A 15,819-nucleotide genomic window follows, 5' to 3' on the forward strand; every position below is an offset into this window, starting at 1 on the left:
GCTCGTGTGACGTTTCGCCCCTCCGGGGCGTCCAACAGGCATGGTGAACTCCGCTCGGACCTGGTGCGCGGTGGCCGTCATCTGCCTGGGATGCGCGTCTTCCGCGGCGGCCCAGACGATCAGGGGCACGGTGCGCGAGACGGATGGCGGCCCGCTCATCCCCGGCGCCTTCATCAGCCTGCTGGACAGTTCGGGCCGGACGGTGCGGGCCGACTTCACGACGGTCGAGGGCGCCTTCTCTTTCGCGACACCCGGCCCGGGCGAGTACCGCCTCCGCGTGGAGCGTATCGGCTACGCCACCTGGGTGACCGAGCCCTACGCACTCGCGGCGGGGCAGATCCTTCCCGTCACGGTCGAAGTCCCGCCGCGGCCCATTCGGCTCCGCGATCTCCGCGTAGAGGTCACCGGAGCCTGCTTCGACGATCCGAATCAGGGGCATGCGTTGGCGACGGCCTGGGAAGAGCTGCGCAAGGCGCTGGAGACCGCGGTGTGGGCCGAGCGGCGGGGCGAACTGAGGTTCAACTTCACGCGCTGGGAGCGCATCCTCGAGCCCCGGACCCTCGCGGTCCGCGAGGCGACGAGTCGCATGTATCGGCACAGACCGCTTCCGCCCTTCGAGAGCGTGCCCGCCGATCAACTCATGGAGTCCGGCTTCGTCGTCCAGGTGGCGGACTCGTCGGAGTACCGCGCGCTCGACGCGAACGTCCTGCTCTCGCGGGAGTTCCGGGCGGCTCACTGTTTCGGCCTGCAACGGGCGACGGTCGGGGGCGTGCCCAAACTCGGCATCACGTTTCGCCCCCGCGAGCGGCGGCAGGTCGTCCAGATCGAGGGAACGCTGTGGCTCGACGAGGAGAGCGCGGAACTGGACCGCGTTCAACTCTCCTACCGCAATCTCCCGGTGGCGCGCCGCGTAGACCGTCGATTGATCGGTGCCGAAGTCGTGTTCGACCGGCTTCCGGACGGTCCGTTCTACGTGAGGGACTGGTGGATCCGCTTCCCGTTCCACGAGGACGGGTCCTTCACGGGCTACAAGCAGGGCGGCGGCGCGGTGAAGCGCGCCTCGGGGGGCGGCGTTGCCTGGGAGATAGGGCAGGGAGTGGTGGCCGGCATCGTACGCGACAGCGTAAGTCGCGACCCGCTACCGGGGGCGGATGTGATCCTCCGAACCTGGGAGGCCGCGGCGGCCTTCCTTCCGCCGCCCGATCCGGCGGATACGCCATTCAGCACGATTGCCGACGATGACGGCCGGTTCGTTGTGGGCGGACTCCCGGACGGGATCTACGCCCTGCGTGTGGATCACCCGAGGCTTTGGACGGTCGGCGTGCGGCCGAACGAGACTCGCGTGGTCATCGAAGATCGGACTGTGGTTGAGCTGGAGGTCTGGACGCCGTCCGCCGAGACCCTCCGTGCGCGGCTCTGTCCCGGTTCGTCCCTGTCCGAAGGCGTGGGCGCCGTGGTCGGAATCACGCGTGAGGAAGCGACGGGCCTGCCGGTTCCGCGAGCCGAGATCGAGGCCGCATGGAGCGTGCGCCTCGGACGGAGAATCGCGCGAGGCGTCTACGAGTCTGCCGTGTCGGACGAGCAGGGCCGTTTCGCCATCTGCGGCGCTCCCCTGGGGGAGACGATCCAGTTGCGCGCACCGGGTGCCAGCGACGCCCTGACGTTCAAGCAGGACGCCGCTGTCGTCTGGCGAGACGTGTCTGTAGTGCCCGATCAGTCGGTGGACGGCCGGCGCGACTTCAGGTAGTCGAGCAGCAGGTTGGACATCGCCCGCATGCCGATCGATATCGAAGCGTCGTCCGCCCGGAAGTCGGGCGTGTGGTGACCGCCCGAGCCGAGTTCCGGGTTCACCGAACCCAGTCGGTAGAAGAACCCCGGTACCTCGTTCGCGAAGTAGGCGAAGTCCTCGCCGCCCATCGTGGGGTCGATCACGAGCACGTTCCCCTCGCCCACGATCTTCGCGAGCGTCGGCGCCATCTGCGCGGTGAGGCCCAGGTCGTTGATCGTCGCCGGCGTGCCGCGATCGTAGTCGAGGACGTAGCTGCCGCCACCCGCCCGCGTGATCCCGTCGAGGATCTCATCCATCCGCCGTTCGACGGCGTCCCTCACGTCGGGGTTGTACGTCCGGACCGTGCCCTCGAGCCACATCTCCATCGGGATGATGTTGAAGCGCTCGCCGCCGCGCATGACACCGACGGTGACCACGCTGGGTTCGAGCGGCGAGAGGTTGCGCGAGCGGATCGTCTGGAACGCGGTCACCGCCTGCGACGCCATCACGACGGGGTCGATGCTCGTATGCGGCTGGGCGCCGTGCGCCTGCTTGCCGATGATCCGGATCTTGAAGTGGTCGACCGCCGCGAGCGCGGGCCCCGGCGTGTAGCCGAGCGTCCCCACGTCCAGCCCGGAGAAGGTGTGGAGTCCGAAGATGGCGGACGGGACGATGCCCTCCAGCGCGCCCTCACGCACCATCATGTCGGCGCCGCCCTCCTCGCCCGGGGGCGGTCCCTCCTCCGCCGGCTGGAAGATGAACTTGATCGTGCCGGGGATCTGGTCGCGCATGGAGGCGAGGACCGACGCGACTCCCAACTGGACCGCGGTGTGCACGTCGTGGCCGCAGGCGTGCATGACGCCGACTTCCTGGCCGCCGTACTCGGTGCGCACGGTCGAGGCGAAGGAGTATCCGGTGTCTTCGGTCACGGGGAGGGCGTCCATGTCGGCCCGCACCGCGACCACGTCTCCGGCGAGACCGCCCTTGAGGATCCCGATGACTCCGGTGTGCGCGACCCCCTCGATCACCTCGTCAAAGCCCAGCTCTCGCAGGTGTTCCGCGACCATGGCCGCGGTCTCGAACTCGCGGTTGCCGAGTTCGGGGAACCGGTGGATCTGATGGCGCATGCCGGTGATCTGGTCGATCACGCGATCGACCGCCGCGTCCACGGCGGGATCCTGCCCCGCCAGCGGGGTGGCGAGCGCGCCGGCGAAGAGCGAAACGGTCCACAGCGTGCAGCGTGTGCTTCGAGACGTGCGCATGTTCTGTCCTGGTTGCGGATTCACACGGGTCGGCCGCCGGGGCCCGGGCCCCGGAACGGGGCGATGAACGTTGTCCGTCGCAGGCAGCCAGGCAACGGCGCCCGGTCGCTGGCGGCGTCGACTGCCAGGGGCGAAACTTGACGCGCGCTACGGAGGTCCGGTTTGGGAGGTGTTTCGTGCACAAGAAAACCCGCCATCGCGTCGGTCGGGGGTTCGCGGCCCTGGTGGTGTCCGCGGGGTTCGCGGGGTTCGCCTCATGCACCTCGTTCACCGTGCGGCCGGGAGAGCCGGGGCCGGAGGGCGATCGTCTCCCCATGCCCATCGTGGCGCCCGCCACGGAGCCGGGAGCGGACCCGCGGATCACGACGAGCGGCGACATCGGCGTAGAGCCCCGGAATCCGCGCGACTTCGCGATTGAAGCCCTCCACGAACTGCTACGGCTTCAGGACTCGTATCATCGGCGGCACGCCCGGTACTCGAGGTTCCTGGAGGACCTGGACTATCGCGGGAGTCCGGGCGTCAGCGTGCGGATTGTGCGGGCGACCCGCGACGGTTGGTCGGCCATCGCGAGGGTGACGCAGGTCAGGCTGGAGTGCGCGATCTTCCAGGGACGGGTGTCGGCGCCGCGGCCGTACGCGAGCCGCGCGGGTGTGCCGGCCTGCCCCCCGTGATCTCGCCGCCCCCCGCTCCGATCTGAACGCCGTCCACTCTCTCGCTTGCGTCCTTCTGTCGTCTCGTTCGTCTTACAGGGCAGAGGACGACGACAGAAAACGAACTCGAGTGAACAACCCAGGGAGACTGTGACATGCGACTGCAACTCGCCCTCAACGTGAGGGACATCGACGAGGCGGTGGACTACTACGGCAAGCTCTTCGGCGCGACGCCGCACAAGCGCCGCCCGGGGTACGCGAACTTCGCCATCGATGAGCCGCCGCTGAAACTCGTGCTGTTCGAGAAGCCGGACGCGGAGGAGCGTCTGAACCACCTGGGCGTGGAGGTGTTCGACGACGCGCACGTCCACGAAGCCGGCGACCGACTGGACGCGGCCGACATCCTCACGGAGGTGGAAGAGGAGACGGTGTGTTGTCATGCGACGCAGACGAAGGTCTGGTCTCATGAGCCGCAGGGGCTCCGCTGGGAGTGGTACGTGGTGACCGACGACGCGCCGGATGGCGAGGCTCTGATCGCCCCGGCGGCGGTGGCCTGCGGCGCCGCCGGGGATTGCTGTGCCTGAGGTCGCGTCCGGGCGGGCCATGCCCACGTGGTCGGAGTTCCAGACCCGATTGCGGCGCTACGTGGGCGGTCGCGTCGATCCGTCCTGGGTGGATGATGTGACGGGGGACATCCTCCTGCGGCTGCTTCAGCGACAGGACAGTCTCGCGGAGGCGCGGGACCCGCTCGCCTGGCCCTACCGGGTCGCGGCCAACGTCATCGCCGACCACCACCGGCGTCGCTCCGTCGAGGTCCGCGCCTTGGAGCATCTGGGGGCGGAGGCCGCTGCGCCGGATCCGGCCCCGGACGAGAAGGACCACGAAGCCCTGCGGCTGGATCTGGAGGCGTGTCTGCTGCCGTTCGCGCTGAAACTGCCGCCGAAGTACGCCGAAGCACTGCTGCCGACGTCCTTCCAGGGAGTCAGCCAAGTCGAGGCCGCACAACGACTTGGATTGAGCGTCTCGGGCATGAAGTCTCGGGTCCAGCGGGCGCGGGCCATGCTGAAGGGACGACTCCTGGACTGCTGCGATTTCGAGCTGGACCGGCGGGGCGGGGTCATCGACATGCGACCCCGCGGCGCGCCGGGAGAGCCGAGGCCCGCCGACGCCCGATGCCAGTCGGCCGCTCGGTGAGGGTCGCCGTCGTCGGAGGCGGCGTCATCGGGCTGTGCGTCGCGCACTACCTCGAACGCGGAGGAGCCGAGGTCATCCTCATCGAGCGGGCCCGGGTCGGCGGCGGCTGCTCCGACGGAAACGGCGGCTGGGTGTGCCCCTCGATCTCACGGCCGCTCCCCGCGCCGGGTCTGACCCTGACCTCGCTGCGCTGGCTGCTGCGCTCCGACAGTCCGCTCTATATCAGGCCGGCCGCCATCCTGGATCTCGCGGGCTGGCTGTGGGCCTTTCGCGGCTACTGCAACGCGGAGAGCTACGCGGCGGGCGTCGCGGCGCTCGCCGCGCTCAACGCGACGACGGATTCGCTGTACCGCGGCCTCGCGGAGGAGGGGGTCGAGTTCGAGCGCGCGGAAGCCGGCACGATCCTCGCCTATGACAACGAAGCGGAACGCGATCAGGCCTGTGCGCTGCTGGCGAAGCTGGGGGAGGAGCGGGTCGGACGGGTCGACCTGCTCGACTCCCGGGCGCTGAGGGAGGCCGAGCCGGGTCTGCGCGGCGACCTGATCGGGCTGCACGTGCGCGGCGATACGCATGTGCGCCCGGAGTCGCTCTGTGCCGGGCTCGCCGCGAGCCTGGAGGCCCGCGGCGTCCGCATCCTGGCGGGCGTGGAGGTCGTCGGTTTCGCCCGCGAAGGCCGCCGCGTCCGGATGGCGCTGACGGCCGGTCCCGCCACGGAGGGAGCAGCGAGCGGCCGGCAGCCGCGCGAGCCGATCGAGGCGGACCTCTTCGTCGTGGCGACGGGCGCCGAGGCGGGTGCCCTCCTGGGCATGCTCGGATGCGCGCTTCCCCTGCAGGCGGGGAAGGGGTACAGCATCACCGTACGGGACGCGCGGGCCCGCCTGAGGCAGCCCGTGCACGTGGCGCCCGCCAGGATCGGTTTTACGCCGTTTCGCGGCGCGCTGCGCATCATCGGCACGATGGAGTTCTCGGGCATCAACCGGCACCTCGACCGCCGCCGGGTCGCCCTCCTGGAGCGGGCCGCGCGGCGTTACGTGCCCGGCGCCCTGGACGGAGGGGAACGCGTCGACTGGGTCGGCATGCGCCCGGTCCTGCCGGACGGCCTGCCGGCGATCGGCCGGCTGCCCGACATGGACAACGTGCATGTGGCTACGGGGCACCAGATGCTCGGCGTCACCCTCGCCCCGTCGACGGGGTGGGCGCTGGCGCAACTCGTGCTGGAAGGCCGGTCCGACATCGACCTCACCCCCTTCGATCCGGCCCGCTTCGCCTGACGTTGGGCCCCGCGGGTTCACAGCCCCCGGGTTGACCGCCCGCGCCACCCGACGAACACTATCCACCGATTGACGGATCCCCCGCACCCGGGTAGCCCGAGTGAGCAGATTCAAAGACCTGCGCGCACACCTGAGAGCGATCCGCACCCTCATCAGGGGCGTAGCCCGCGGCCTCCCGACACTCGAGGCGTCGGGCGATCCCTACGAGCTGTTCGGCCACTGGTTCGAGGATGCCGAGGGATCGGGGCTGCTGCTCCCGGAGTCGCTGGCGCTCGCCACGGCGAGCGCCGATGGACGGCCTTCCGCCCGCATGATCCTGCTCAAGGGCGTGGGGCCAGACGGCTTCCGCTTCTTCACGAACTACGGGAGCCACAAGGCGGCTGAACTCGACTCGAACCCGCAGGCAGCGCTCTGCTTTCACTGGTCCGTGCTCGAGCGGCAGGTGCGGATCGAAGGTCGGGTCGAGCGCCTCTCGACCGAGGAGTCCGCGGCGTACTTCGCGACCCGGGGGCGCGGAAGCCAGATCGGCGCGTGGGCTTCAGACCAGAGCCGTCCGATCCCCGACCGCGCAGAGCTGCAGGCGCAGGTGGCGGAGATCGAAGCCCGGTTCGCCGGGAAGGACATCCCGCTGCCCGACTTCTGGGGGGGATACCGCCTCATCCCCGATCGCTTCGAGTTCTGGCAGGGCCGCGCCAACCGGTTGCACGACCGCCTCGCCTACACACCCCGAGACGGCGGCTGGGAGATCACCCGGCTCCAGCCGTAAGCCGGGCTCCTGCCGCGGCGGGCTAGCCCAGCAGTCCGAGGCCGGCCAGTACGACGAGCCCCACCGCGACCGGAACGAGGAAGCGCATGACGGGGCCCCACGCGCCGGTGATCCGGAAGCGGCCCGCGCCCTGATTCGTCTCCGCCCGAAAGCGCTCGAACCCCCACGCGGTCGCCACATAGAGCGAAATCAGGAGCCCGCCCACGGTGAGGAAGAGGTTCCCCGACACGTAGTCCGCGAGTTCGAACAGCCCTCGGCCGCCGATCCGGACCGCCGCCCACGGCCCGCCTCCGAGCGCGATCGGCACGCCGGCGAGCAGGATGATCGCCAGTACGGCCCACGCCGACCGCCTGCGGCTCCAGCCGAACGAGTCCATGGCACTGGCCGCCAGCGCTTCCAGTAAGGCGAGGCCGGACGTGAGGCCGGCGATGAAGACGAAGAAGAAGAAGAACGCCGCCGCGACATCGCCCGCCGGCAGACGGCCGAAGAGCCCGGTCATGGTGACGAAGAGCAGCCCCGCGCCCTGGTCCGGCTCCAGTCCGAACGCGAATAGGGCGGGGAACATGACGAAGCCCGCGAGGACCGCGGCGAGCGTGTCGAGGGCCACGATCGTGGCGGCGCTCCCCGGAATGTCGCTCTTCCGGGGGTGGAGATAGCTCCCGAACACGAAGGCGCCCATCATCCCCACCCCAATCGAGTAGAACGCCTGTCCGAGCGCCGCGAGCCAGGTCTCGGGGCCGATGGCCGAGAAGTCGGGCGCCAGGTACCACCGGACCCCCTCCCACGCGCCCTCGAACTGGAGCGAGACGATCCCGAGCCCGATGAGGAACAGGAAGAGGACGGGCATCAGCAGCCGCGCCGCGCGCTCGATCCCGCGCCGCAGCCCCCGGGTGATGATGAAGCCCGAGAGCAGCATCACCGGGATCGTGTAGGCCAGGACCAGGCCCGGGCGTCCGGTGAAGGCGGCGAACGACTCGGTCGCGGCCTGCACGCTCCCGGCCCCGTACCCGCCCTGGAAGGCGCGGATGAAGTAGGCGGCGATCCAGCCCATGATGAGCTGGTAGTAGGCCATGATGAGGAACGCGGCGCCCAGGCCCAGCCAGCCGATGAGGCGGAAGGGACTGCGCCCCGCCAGCTTCCGCATCCCCGCGAGCGGCGTCGCCTGCGCGCGGCGCCCGAGGCTCATCTCGGCCGTGAACAGGGGGATCCCGATCAGCACGGCGAGGAGGACGTAGATGAGGAGGAACGCCCCGCCGCCGTTCTCGCCGACGAGATAGGGGAACCGCCAGATGTTCCCGAGACCCACGGAGAATCCGGTCGTGGCGAGGACGAAGCCCAGACGACTTCCCCAGCGTTCGCGGACTGCCTTCATGGTATCACCCGTTGGCGCATCGCCGTCGAAGTCGCAAGACATGGCGGAGTTGCCCGCGCTCGGGGGCGCTCCCAGAGTAACCTGTCCACGAGGAAGTGTGCGATGGCGGGAAGGAGGGGCCCCTGAAATACGACCTTCGTACGCTCCGCGGAGATATCTTCGGTGGCCTCACCTCGGCGGTCGTCGCGCTGCCCGTGTCGCTGGCTTTCGGCGTCGCGTCGGGCCTCGGAGCCGCCGCGGGCCTGTACGGGGTGATCGCGGTCGGCTTCTTCGCTTCCGTGTTCGGCGGCACGCGCTTCCAGATCTCGGGCCCCACCGCTCCCATGACCGTCGCCATGGCGGTCATCGTCACGACACACGCTTCCACGCTCGGCGAAGCCTTCACCGTGGTCGTGCTGGCGGGACTCATGCAGGTGGTGCTGGGGTTTCTGGGGGCGGGCCGTTTCGTCGTCTACACCCCGTATGTCGTGATCTCGGGCTTCATGACCGGGATCGGGATCATCATCATGCTGATGCAGGCGCTGCCCTTCCTCGGCGCTCCCACCGCGACGGGAGGGGCCATGGGCGCGCTCCGGGCGCTCCCCGATGCGATCGGCACCATGAACGTGAGCGCGGTCGCAGTCGCTGCGGCGACGCTCGTGGCCGGCGTCCTCTGGCCCCGGCGGCTGTCGCGGCTCCTCCCCGGGCCCCTCGTGGCGCTCGTGGTCGGGACGCTGCTCGGCGTGCTGTGGCTGACGGACGTGCCGATCATCGGAGAGATCCCGAGCGGCCTGCCGGGGATCCAGTTGGGTCTGCCCTCCGTCGGCTTCCTCGCGAGCGCACTGCAGCCGGCGCTCATTCTCGCCCTGCTCGGATCCGTCGACAGTCTTCTGACGTCCCTCGTGGCGGATTCGCTCACCGGCACGCGGCACAACTCGAACCGGGAACTCGTGGGGCAGGGGATCGGAAACATGGTCTCCGGGATGTTCGGCGGCCTCCCGGGCGCGGGTGCCACGATGGGTACGGTGGTCAACATCCGCGCCGGCGGCCTCACGCGGGCTTCCGGAGCGTTGCGTGCCGTCTTCGTCCTCGCCGTGCTGCTGGGGCTGGGCCGGCATCTCGAACCGATCCCCCACGCCGTCCTCGCCGGCATCCTGATAAAGGTCGGGTGGGACATCATCGATTGGCCCCTCCTCCTCCGCATCCACCGGATCCGGCGCGACCACCTCTTCGTCATGGTGATGACCCTGGGCCTGACGGTGTTCGTGGATCTGGTCACGGCGGTGGCGATCGGCCTCATCATCGCGGGTATGGCGCACGCGCGGCAGCTGGAGGGTCTGGAACTCGACAACGTGCTCTCCGTCCCCCTGCTGGACCGGACGTTCTTCGCCGGACTCGAGGGCGCATCCACGATGGACGAGTACTCGGCCAGGGTCGGCCTCGTCCAACTTCGGGGCGCCTTCACCGTCGCATCCTCCCACAAGCTGGTCGGCGTCATCGGAAAGGACATCAGCGAACACGAGATCGTCCTGTTCGATTTCTCCAAGGCGACGTACCTGGACGACAGCGCGGGCATGCTGATCGGACAGCTCCTCGACGTGGCGGCGAAGGGGGACACCGAGGTCATCGTGACGGGGGTGTCGGGCGCCATCGCGAAGACCCTGGAAACTCTCGACTTCCTCTCGGCCGTACCCGAGGGTCAGGTCGTCGACACGCTGGATGAGGCCCGGGAAGTCGCCCTCGGCCTCCTCAGAGCCTGATCGCCGGAATACCCCCGTCTTCTCGGGCTCACTTGAAACCCTTCCGGTCGGTCCTACGTGATCGGTAGGGAGCCGAGGCCGAGTCCCGCTACGCCGAGGAGAGAGCAAGGACGATGACTGCCCTGACTACGGCTATCCAGCAAGCAGAAGCTGCCGCATCTCCCTTCTCCGTAATCGACGAACTGGTACGGCTACTAACAATCGGCGCGTACGCAGTCATCGTGTCTTGCGTTACTACCGTAGTCCTGCTCGTCCTCATTCTGCGGAATTGCGTATTGCTTCGAAAAGCTATGACGACCGAGTAACATGCGTCCTCGACTGAAGGAGTTGTCGCGATGGGAAAGATTCTCTTCGGAGCGGGCGTGCTCACCGGCATCTTCGCTGCCGGCCACGGTCTACAGGGTCAGGATGTTCCGCTGTCGGCCGACTTTCCCGAGGTATACCGCGTGGGCGGATTCGACGCGCCGGAGTGGGCGGAGTTCAGCGGGTCGCCGTCCGTGAACTTCGACGGGGCCGGTCGGCTGTACGCGCTGGACGGCTCCGCGGGGCACGTCGTCGTGATCGACCCGAGCGGGTCGCTGGTCCGCATCGTCGGCGGGCCGGGGGAGGGACCGGGAGAGTTCAACCAGCCCCAGGACTTCGTGGTGTGGCCGGATGGGCGCCTCGCCGTCTCCGATGTCGGCCACAATGCCTTTCAGGTCTTCGGCCCGGACGGCGAGTTCGAGCGCTTCGTGCGCATGGGTAGCGGGAACGACCTGTTCAGCGGCATGTCCAACATGCGCTCCAGCCTTCGGCCCGATCCGGCCGGTCCGGCTGTCGTGGCCCGGGGTCTCCGATCGCAACTCGGCGCGTTCACCAGCCTCCTCGGTGAACTCGCCGGCGCGGAAGCTGCGGAGGAGGGGGGCGTGGACGACAGGGGACTTGAACGGCTCTCTCTCGGTGGCGAGGAGGTAGTCGCCGAGACGATCCTCGAAGCGTGGCGCCCACCCGTCGAGGGCGACGAACCGGAGGACCTGTCGCTGTCCGATCTGACGGACCCTGCGTCGATGTTCGGCATGATGATGGGCGGCGAGAGATGGTTCGAACCGGACCTCCTCTGGGACCTCCTGCCGGACGGCGGGATCGCCTACTCGGACTCCAGCGCATACAAAGTCAAGGTGACGGATCGTACGGGGCGGGTGACGCGAACCCTGGGCCGCCCGCTCGTCCCGGAACCCGTCACGCGGCGGATCCAGTCGGCCATGCGCGCTCACGAACTGCAGAGCCTGGAGGAGGGGTCAGGCGGGGGCGTTTTCGGCGGCCTGGGCGCGGCGGGGGCGGAAGGGGCACCGTCGTCTTTCCTGGATCAGATGAAGGAGGCGGCCCGCGAAGAGATCGAGAACCGCGAGTTCTTCGAGGAGATCCCGGTACTGTCCGTACTGCGGGCGACGTGGGACGGAACCCTCTGGATTCAGCGGCGCGGGGAGGAGCCGTGGGACGCATCCGGCCCCATCGATGTGATGCGCGTGGACGGCGAGTACGCGGGGACGTTCGCGGCCGGCGCCACCGAGATGCCGGCCGCGTTCGGGCCGGACGGCCTGGTCGCCTTCATCGAACTCGACGAACTCGACATCCCCAGCATCGTGGTCCGGAGGCTGCCGGCCGCCGTTCGGTGAACTCGGTCGCTACCGTGACCGCGGGGCGTTCGAAACGCCGCATGAGTCGGGTCAGAGGATCGGTGCCGACTCCGTGACGGCCACGACGCCGCAGTTGGTCAGAAGGCGCTGGGCGTCGGCCTTCCCCGAGTCCGAGGGGGCGATCTGGTTCTCGCCCTGCTCCTCCTCGTCGTCGAGGCCGCTGATGAGGCCGATGTCGTGGTCCGCGACCCGTGAGGCGACGACCCTGATGTGGGTGTTCCCCGTGGCCGGGTTGTCGAACACGCTCGCCGTGAGGATGTCGTGGTGGGCGGCACCCGTGAAGAGTTCCTGCACGACGCCCGAGGTCTGCTTGCGGCCCCGGATGAAGCCGGCCTCCAGATTCCCGTCCTCGATCGTGTAGTCCATGAGGTTGAGTTGCGCGACCGCGCACCGATACGCGGTCTCGAGACCGGGCGGGGCGACGCCCTGGAAGGAGACGGGCGCGGTAGCGCAGCCCGCCAGCGCAACGACGGCCAGGATCTGGACGGATATCTTCATGACCCCGCAACTTCGGAGTGTGCCGTCCTCATCGCCAGTCGCAGCCGGTCACACGTCCGAAAGAGAGCCATCGACCGCATGACGCCCCGATCCCGCCGCATCGTTCTGCCCGCCGCCGCGCTGTCCGCGGCCCTCGCTTTGGTTCCGGCTCCGAATGCGACCCACGCGCAGGGGACGCCGAAGATCCTCTTGATCGGGATCGACGGCGTGCGCCCGGACGTCCTGGCGGAGGTGCCCACTCCGGTCATGGACTCGCTGGCCGCGAGCGGCTGGTACACGGCGGGCACCCGCACGACGACCCCGTCCGTGAGCGGACCCTCATGGTCCTCCATGCTGACCGGCGTCTGGCCCGCGAAGCACGGCGTGACCGACAACGGCTTCGAGGGGCGGCGGTACTCGGAACACCCGGATTTCCTGACGCTGGTCGAGCGGGAACGCCCCGAACTCACGACTTTCGCCGCCGTCGACTGGCTCCCTCTCGCCTCTCTCGAAGGAGGCGGTCCGGCGCTCTCGATCGCGATCGATACGCTGGTCGCCGTGGACGGATATGAACTCGGGTGGGCGGCAGCGGACAGCGTCGTCGCGGCGCGCGCGGCGCAACATCTCGCCTCGGCATCGGCGGATGCCGCCTTCGTCTACCTTGGAAACCCGGATGAGACGAGCCACCGGCACGGATCGATCGGGGTCGAATACCGGGACGCGATCTCCCTCTCGGACCGCCACGTCGGCTGGCTGATGGAGGCTTTGCGGGCGCGGCCCGCCTGGGAGGAAGAAGACTGGCTCGTGCTCATCAGCACGGACCACGGGCGACGCGAGGATGGCGGCCACGGCGGGGACTCGCCCGAAGAGATGACGACCTTCATCCTCGCCAGCGGAGGGGCGACCGGGAGTTGGCCCGTCGCCGGGCCGACCTTCATCGTCGACGTCGCGGCCACCGCGCTGCATCACCTCGGCGTGCCGAGCGAGATCGCCGCGGAGCTGGACGGACGATCCCTCGCCGCCCCCGGCGAAGGACGCCCGATCCGCTAAGTCCCGCCCGCCGTCCCGACGGGCAGAAGCTCGTACAGGACGAGGCTCTCCACGCCCAACTCATCCCTGAACACGCCCAGCGCGCGGCCCTGCGCCACGTCCAGGAGTCGGACCCCTTCCGGTGCCCGCACCTGCCCGAGCCAGGTCCCGTCGGGGGCGAGGATCGAATAACCCGACACGCCGCTGACCTGCGCGCCGACGGTGTAGTGTCCCAGCCACAGCCGGCCCTCCCGGTCGCCGAACGGCCGGGTGAAGAGGGGGAGAGGCTCGTCCGGCGCGAACTCGTACCGGGACAGGACCCTCCGCATAAGCTCCTCGAGCTCGGCCTCGGACTGGATCTGCGGGTTCGCCGGACGGAGCAGGGTTCGGGTCGAGGACTCGAACAGTTTCCAGTCCTCCTCGTCCGGATAGGCCGGAGGCGAGCGCCACCGCACGATCTGGTGCATCGTCCCGTCCGGATTCCGCCACACCACCTCGGGCCGGTCGGTGCGCATGTACACGAACCTCCCCGCCACCGCGGCCACGAGGCCGACCGTCCCGAACGGGTTGACCGGGCCCTCTCGGGGCGAAGCAGGCACCCAGTCGTACGCCGCGACGGTATCAGCGACGACGGAGTCGATGTCGAAACGGACCATGTGTCCCCGCAGCCAGGGCTCCGGGAACCCGGGAAGGTAGGAAGAACTCGCCATCAACAGGCGCCCGGCCGAATCAAGCCCCAGCACCCGCAGACTCCGGTTGAGAGAACGCGTATCGACCTCGCGTGCGACGGCGCCGCGGCCGAAGAAGGTGAGTCGCGCGTGGCCGTGGTCGTCCACGAGAAGCGTGTCTCCGCCGAGGGAGAACACGCTGCTGGGGCGATCGAGTTCACCGGGACCGTCTCCGCGACCCGCGAGCAGCCCCCGGAACATTCCGTCCGGTGCGATGAGAACGATTTCCGCGCTCAGGGCATCGATCACCGCCGCGCTCCCGTCCGCGAGCAGGGCGCCCCGCCAGATGCTCTGAAACGGATAGTCTTCCGGTCCGGCGCCGTACCGGTAGAGAGGCTGGGAGGAGAAGACGAAGGGGGTCGCGAGTTCCGGCACCGCACCGTATTCGACGATCCTGATGCCCGCGCTGTCTCGCGCCGAAACCTGCGATACGGGCGCCGAGTCCACCTGGCAGGCGGTCAGCGCGGAGAACAGGAGACACGTTGCGGCGCGGGCTTTCATGCAGCCTCCTCAAGCTTGTCGAGCGGTCGGTCGCACGGTCGACACCGCGATGTCTTCCGACAGTTGCACGGCCGCGGACACCGACTCCGCCCGGATGCTGGCGGGAGGCACCGATGTCGCGCCAGTTTGGGGCAGGAAAGACTCACACCAGCCAACGGGGGATGAGATGTCCGAGATGAATCGTCGCGGTTTCATCGGCCGGGGCCTGAGCCTGGGCGCGGCGGCGGCCGTCGCGGGGTCCGTGCCGGCGCGGCCAGCCAGCGGGGCGGCGCCATCGCTCCGGTCGAGCGGGCGGGCCAGAACGCCGATGATGATCACGAGCCATACTAACGACACGGGCCGGCGCGCGGCCACGGCGGCGTGGGAGGTTCTGTCGGGCGGCGGCGCGGCGATGGACGCGGTGGAACGCGGCGCGAACATCGTCGAACTCGACCCGGACGGAACGGGTGTGGGCTGGGGCGGTCTGCCCAACGCCGCTGGCGTGGTGCAGCTCGACGCGTCGGTCATGGATGGGGCGACGTACAACGCGGGGTCGGTGGCCGGCATCGAGGGGATCCGGACCCCCGCCTCGGTCGCCCGTCTCGTGATGGAGCGCACCGATCACGTCATGCTGATCGGGGAGTACGCGCAGCGCTTCGCGGTCGGCTTCGGGTTCGAGGTCCGGGACCTCATGACGCCCAAGTCGCGCGAGATCTGGCTCCGCTGGCGGGAACGGCTCTCCGACACGGACGACTGGGGGCCCCCGGACCATCTGCGCCGCCCCGGTGGCGGCTCCGGTGGCGGAGGCCGCGCGGATGCCGGCTTCGGCGGCTTCGGAGAGGACGCGATCCGGCGCGAGGCCGAGGAGTGGGCCGAACTGCTCGACCTCCCCGGCCGCGACGGTCGGGACCGAGACTACGTCCTGGCCGAGGCGCTGATCCACCGCTACGGGACGACGAACGTCCTCGCCGTGGACGCGCAGGGGAACGTCTCGGGCGTCACGACGACGAGCGGACTCGCGTGGAAAGTCCCGGGCCGGGTCGGCGACTCGCCGATCATCGGCGCCGGACTCTACGTCGACAACGATGTCGGCGCGGCCGCAGTCACCGGGCGCGGCGAGGACGTGATCAAGTCCTGCGCCGGCTACTTCATCGTCTCCCGCATGGGTGCCGGCCGCACCCCGCAGCAGGCGTGCGAGGACGCGGTCGGGATGATCCGGCACAAGTACCGGAACGTGGCCCCGGACTTCATCCCGTCCGAGAAGTTCGTCGCGATCAACAAGGACGGCGACTACGGCTGCGCGTGGATGCCCTTCCGCGACACGCCGCCGCGCATGACGGTGGCGAACGAGGACGGAATCCACACCTACGAGGGCGTCAGCGTCGCCGACTGACGGCTCCCGCGGCT

14 protein-coding genes are annotated in these 15,819 nt (G+C 69.4%); 10 read left to right on the top strand and 4 right to left on the bottom strand.

Features of this window, described 5'->3' with window-relative positions; genetic code table 11:
* Positions 1 to 40: 40 nt before the first annotated feature.
* Positions 41 to 1,747 (top strand): carboxypeptidase-like regulatory domain-containing protein, encoded by a 1,707-nt coding sequence (locus ACOQPP_RS02420; RefSeq protein ID WP_419165603.1) that lies wholly within the window; start codon positions 41 to 43, stop codon positions 1,745 to 1,747.
* On the opposite strand, the gene ACOQPP_RS02425 is transcribed toward ACOQPP_RS02420, so the two are convergent.
* The gene (locus tag ACOQPP_RS02425; RefSeq protein ID WP_420635796.1) at positions 1,714 to 3,030 is read right to left on the bottom strand and encodes a M20 metallopeptidase family protein; all 1,317 of its coding nucleotides are present in this window, start codon (positions 3,028 to 3,030) and stop codon (positions 1,714 to 1,716) included. The genes ACOQPP_RS02420 and ACOQPP_RS02425 overlap by 34 nt on opposite strands.
* A gap of 176 nt (positions 3,031 to 3,206) precedes the next feature.
* On the opposite strand from ACOQPP_RS02425, the gene ACOQPP_RS02430 reads away from it, so the two are divergent.
* The 5 genes from ACOQPP_RS02430 (at position 3,207) to pdxH (ending at position 6,911) form a co-directional block, all read left to right on the top strand.
* The gene (locus ACOQPP_RS02430) at positions 3,207 to 3,701 is read left to right on the top strand and encodes a hypothetical protein (RefSeq protein WP_420635797.1); all 495 of its coding nucleotides are present in this window, start codon (positions 3,207 to 3,209) and stop codon (positions 3,699 to 3,701) included.
* Positions 3,702 to 3,835: 134 nt separating this feature from the next.
* Positions 3,836 to 4,264 carry an ArsI/CadI family heavy metal resistance metalloenzyme gene (locus ACOQPP_RS02435; protein WP_419165606.1) on the top strand — a complete coding sequence of 143 codons (429 nt, stop codon included), beginning with the start codon at positions 3,836 to 3,838 and terminating at the stop codon, positions 4,262 to 4,264.
* Complete coding sequence (locus tag ACOQPP_RS02440) at positions 4,257 to 4,874, top strand: sigma-70 family RNA polymerase sigma factor (protein WP_420635798.1); 618 nt, start codon at positions 4,257 to 4,259, stop codon at positions 4,872 to 4,874. Before ACOQPP_RS02435 ends, ACOQPP_RS02440 begins: the two co-directional genes overlap by 8 nt.
* Positions 4,853 to 6,145 (top strand): NAD(P)/FAD-dependent oxidoreductase, encoded by a 1,293-nt coding sequence (locus ACOQPP_RS02445; RefSeq protein WP_420635799.1) that lies wholly within the window; start codon positions 4,853 to 4,855, stop codon positions 6,143 to 6,145. The genes ACOQPP_RS02440 and ACOQPP_RS02445 overlap by 22 nt, the downstream gene beginning before the upstream one ends.
* 118 nt (positions 6,146 to 6,263) lie before the next feature.
* On the top strand, positions 6,264 to 6,911 hold the full coding sequence (gene pdxH / locus ACOQPP_RS02450; RefSeq protein WP_420635966.1) for a pyridoxamine 5'-phosphate oxidase: 648 nt from the start codon (positions 6,264 to 6,266) through the stop codon (positions 6,909 to 6,911).
* 22 nt (positions 6,912 to 6,933) lie between these two features.
* On the opposite strand, the gene ACOQPP_RS02455 is transcribed toward pdxH, so the two are convergent.
* Complete coding sequence (locus ACOQPP_RS02455; protein WP_420635800.1) at positions 6,934 to 8,283, bottom strand: sodium-dependent transporter; 1,350 nt, start codon at positions 8,281 to 8,283, stop codon at positions 6,934 to 6,936.
* A gap of 95 nt (positions 8,284 to 8,378) precedes the next feature.
* Between ACOQPP_RS02455 and ACOQPP_RS02460 the strand changes: the two genes are divergently transcribed.
* On the top strand, positions 8,379 to 10,022 hold the full coding sequence (locus ACOQPP_RS02460; protein ID WP_420635801.1) for a SulP family inorganic anion transporter: 1,644 nt from the start codon (positions 8,379 to 8,381) through the stop codon (positions 10,020 to 10,022).
* 335 nt (positions 10,023 to 10,357) lie between these two features.
* Positions 10,358 to 11,677, top strand: a complete 1,320-nt coding sequence (locus ACOQPP_RS02465; protein WP_420635802.1) for a 6-bladed beta-propeller — start codon at positions 10,358 to 10,360, stop codon at positions 11,675 to 11,677.
* A gap of 51 nt (positions 11,678 to 11,728) precedes the next feature.
* Here ACOQPP_RS02465 and ACOQPP_RS02470 read toward each other — a convergent pair whose 3' ends face one another.
* Complete coding sequence (locus ACOQPP_RS02470; protein WP_419165612.1) at positions 11,729 to 12,196, bottom strand: hypothetical protein; 468 nt, start codon at positions 12,194 to 12,196, stop codon at positions 11,729 to 11,731.
* Between the two features lie 78 nt (positions 12,197 to 12,274).
* Between ACOQPP_RS02470 and ACOQPP_RS02475 the strand changes: the two genes are divergently transcribed.
* A complete protein-coding gene (locus tag ACOQPP_RS02475; protein ID WP_420635803.1) occupies positions 12,275 to 13,225 on the top strand; it encodes an alkaline phosphatase family protein in 951 nt (316 codons plus the stop codon).
* Here ACOQPP_RS02475 and ACOQPP_RS02480 read toward each other — a convergent pair.
* Positions 13,222 to 14,433, bottom strand: a complete 1,212-nt coding sequence (locus tag ACOQPP_RS02480) for a hypothetical protein (protein WP_420635804.1) — start codon at positions 14,431 to 14,433, stop codon at positions 13,222 to 13,224. The genes ACOQPP_RS02475 and ACOQPP_RS02480 overlap by 4 nt on opposite strands.
* 175 nt (positions 14,434 to 14,608) lie before the next feature.
* On the opposite strand from ACOQPP_RS02480, the gene ACOQPP_RS02485 reads away from it, so the two are divergent.
* Positions 14,609 to 15,805 carry a N(4)-(beta-N-acetylglucosaminyl)-L-asparaginase gene (locus ACOQPP_RS02485; RefSeq protein ID WP_420635805.1) on the top strand — a complete coding sequence of 399 codons (1,197 nt, stop codon included), beginning with the start codon at positions 14,609 to 14,611 and terminating at the stop codon, positions 15,803 to 15,805.
* The last annotated feature ends 14 nt before the right edge of the window (positions 15,806 to 15,819 follow it).

The organism is Candidatus Palauibacter sp. (assembly GCF_965222475.1).
Classification (GTDB): Bacteria; Gemmatimonadota; Gemmatimonadetes; order Palauibacterales; family Palauibacteraceae; genus Palauibacter.

Excerpts from the sequence above, each read along its gene's own strand:
- ACOQPP_RS02420 (WP_419165603.1), top strand. The coding sequence starts at position 41 with ATGGTGAACTCCGCTCGGACCTGGTGCGCGGTGGCCGTCATCTGCCTG.
- ACOQPP_RS02425 (WP_420635796.1), bottom strand. The coding sequence starts at position 3,030 with ATGCGCACGTCTCGAAGCACACGCTGCACGCTGTGGACCGTTTCGCTC.
- ACOQPP_RS02435 (WP_419165606.1), top strand. The coding sequence starts at position 3,836 with ATGCGACTGCAACTCGCCCTCAACGTGAGGGACATCGACGAGGCGGTG.
- ACOQPP_RS02445 (WP_420635799.1), top strand. The coding sequence starts at position 4,853 with ATGCCAGTCGGCCGCTCGGTGAGGGTCGCCGTCGTCGGAGGCGGCGTC.
- ACOQPP_RS02455 (WP_420635800.1), bottom strand. The coding sequence starts at position 8,283 with ATGAAGGCAGTCCGCGAACGCTGGGGAAGTCGTCTGGGCTTCGTCCTC.
- ACOQPP_RS02465 (WP_420635802.1), top strand. The coding sequence starts at position 10,358 with ATGGGAAAGATTCTCTTCGGAGCGGGCGTGCTCACCGGCATCTTCGCT.
- ACOQPP_RS02470 (WP_419165612.1), bottom strand. The coding sequence starts at position 12,196 with ATGAAGATATCCGTCCAGATCCTGGCCGTCGTTGCGCTGGCGGGCTGC.
- ACOQPP_RS02475 (WP_420635803.1), top strand. The coding sequence starts at position 12,275 with ATGACGCCCCGATCCCGCCGCATCGTTCTGCCCGCCGCCGCGCTGTCC.
- ACOQPP_RS02480 (WP_420635804.1), bottom strand. The coding sequence starts at position 14,433 with ATGAAAGCCCGCGCCGCAACGTGTCTCCTGTTCTCCGCGCTGACCGCC.
- ACOQPP_RS02485 (WP_420635805.1), top strand. The coding sequence starts at position 14,609 with ATGAATCGTCGCGGTTTCATCGGCCGGGGCCTGAGCCTGGGCGCGGCG.